Source organism: SAR324 cluster bacterium, assembly GCA_029245725.1.
Taxonomy (GTDB): Bacteria; SAR324; SAR324; order SAR324; family NAC60-12; genus JCVI-SCAAA005.
In genome coordinates, this window is sequence record JAQWOT010000326.1 from 1 (window position 1) to 2,624 (window position 2,624).

2 protein-coding genes are annotated in these 2,624 nt (G+C 41.7%); one reads left to right on the forward strand and one right to left on the reverse strand.

Annotated features, from left to right (window positions below):
- On the reverse strand, positions 1 to 343 hold a 343-nt coding region (locus P8O70_17635; GenBank protein ID MDG2198659.1), incomplete at its 3' end, for a hypothetical protein.
- A gap of 189 nt (positions 344 to 532) precedes the next feature.
- Here P8O70_17635 and P8O70_17640 point away from each other — a divergent pair.
- On the forward strand, positions 533 to 2,624 hold a 2,092-nt coding region (locus P8O70_17640; protein MDG2198660.1), incomplete at its 3' end, for a glycogen/starch/alpha-glucan phosphorylase.

Sequence of the window (2,624 nt, forward strand, 5' to 3'; positions counted from 1 at the left end):
TTAGAATTCTTGCAAGATCGTTATTCAATTCCTCAAGATTCTTCATGGCGTTGTAGTGAGAAACTCTACGATCCCAGCATTGGCTAACCGACTGTGCAACAGATCTTGAATCACTTGCTACGTAAAAAGCATCGAAAAGGAGATGATCTTCACGTGTATTCAGATACTTGGCAAAACCACTTTTTGCTTCCTCATGCAGAAAGAACGCCTCATCAATAATCAGATCTGCGCAAGGACCAGCTAGCAAAGTATTTCCGTTCCCGACAATTTCTTGAATGGTGCTGCACCCAGATGACAAAAAACCTATCGTTGTGATTGCTAAAATCAAATTTTTTAACTTCATGAGTTTCTCCTGTGAATGCTGAAGATTTTGTTCTAGGGGGATTATCGACTTTTTGAACAAAATCTTTAGCTTTTCTGAAAAGTTCTCTTTATTTTTTGGCCTCTCTACAGGAATGAACAAAATTTATTGATAGAAATTGAATCAATGGTTCCTACCAAATCTTATGGATAAATGCTGTGAAGGAGTTGAGTGTTGAATTTGACATCTGAAAATCAAAGTCTTTTGGACTATATCGCACAATCACAACAAAAGATGGACTCCAATACTATTTTGGAGTCTGTTGTAAAAAATCTTGAATTCGTGATTTGTGAAATTCCAGAGCGAGCAAATAAAGCAGATTTGTTTGAAGCTTTGGCTAGAACTGTTCGAGACAAGCTTATTTGGCAACTTAATGAAACCCAACAGCGATATGAAAAATCTGAAGCCAAACAAGTCAATTATTTGTCCCTTGAATATCTGATCGGACGAAGTCTTCGCAATAACCTTGTCAATCTAGGGATCTATGATGTCTGCCAGAAAGTGATGGAGCAATTGGGTGTGAAACTCATAGAAATAGAGGAGTGTGAACGAGATGCAGGTTTGGGTAATGGAGGTCTTGGACGTTTAGCAGCTTGTTTTCTAGACTCCATGGCAACCCTGCAGTTGCCTGCTTTTGGCTACGGTATTCGCTATGAGTATGGGATTTTTCAGCAAAAATTTGAGAATGGACAACAAATCGAATTTCCGGATGGTTGGCTAGAAAATGGTTATCCGTGGGAAATTCGTCGACCTCACATCAACTACCCAGTCCGATTCTATGGGAGGGTGATTGATGAAACTGATGAGCTGGGAAGATCAAAGCGTCGTTGGGTGGAAGCAGAACAAGTGAGGGCAGTAGCTTTTGACGTACCAGTCAGCGGCTACGCCAATGAGACCGTGAATGTTCTAAGACTTTGGTCTGCTAGGGCTGTTCAAGATTTTGATTTGGCGAGCTTCAATCGGGGAGATTATTTACAAGCTGTGATGGACAAACAGCGAGTAGAAACAATCTCCAAGGTTTTGTATCCGAATGACCAGGCATTCAGTGGAAAGGAACTGAGGCTAAAGCAGCAATATTTCTTCGTGTCAGCTTCCTTGCAGGATATGATTGTTCGCTTCAAGGATCGCAATCAGCCCTGGGGGACTTTCCCAGAATATATGGCAATTCAACTTAACGATACGCATCCTTCGATTGCAATTCCGGAACTGATGCGACTGTTGATTGATGAGGAGGAGTTGGAATGGGATGAAGCTTGGCAAATATGTCGTCAAACCTTTGCTTACACGAATCATACGGTACTGCCAGAAGCTCTCGAGCGATGGTCTGTTGAATTACTCAACAACTTGCTTCCAAGACACATGGAACTGATCTATCAGATCAATGATCGATTTCTTCAGCAGGTAAGACAAAGAAATCCCAGAGACCCGGGTTTACTATCCAGAGTCTCTATGATTGAAGAAGGTTGGGAAAAGCAAGTACGGATGCCTTTTCTATCAATTGTTGGCAGCCACACAACAAATGGAGTAGCCGCGCTTCATACAGAGCTGCTTAAAGAGACAATTTTTAGAGACTTTTACGGCTTGTTTCCAGAGCGGTTTCAAAACAAGACCAATGGAATTACCCCAAGGCTTTGGTTACGTTGTGCGAATCCTGAGTTATCTGAGCTAATTAGTGATCATATTGGAAGTGATTGGATCACAAATCTGGATAAGCTAAAGAAATTGTTGGATTTGGCTTCAACGGAAAGCTTTCATCATCAGTGGCAAGTAGTAAAAAGATTGAAAAAACAACAACTTTGTGAGTGGATCTTAGCAACTCACAAAGTTGAACTGGCAGTTGATTCTCTCTTTGATGTCCAGGTCAAACGGATTCATGAATATAAGCGTCAGTTGCTCAATATCCTGCATGTGGTTCATCTCTACGACCAGTTGAGAAAAAAAACAAAAATGGATGCTCCCAAGCGAACCTTTTTTTTTGGTGGAAAGGCTGCTCCAGGTTACTACATGGCGAAGCAAATTATTCGCTTGATCAATGACGTTGCAGCAAAAGTTAATACGGATGTTGAGATTGAAGACAGGCTTCGTGTTCTATTTGTGACCAATTATGGTGTGTCCAGCTCGGAAAAGATCATCGCGGCCAGCGAGGTTTCAGAACATATTTCTACAGCAGGGACAGAGGCTTCGGGTACCAGTAACATGAAATTTTCTTTAAACGGCTGCATCCTACTCGGGACCCACGATGGTGCGACAATCGAAATTGGAG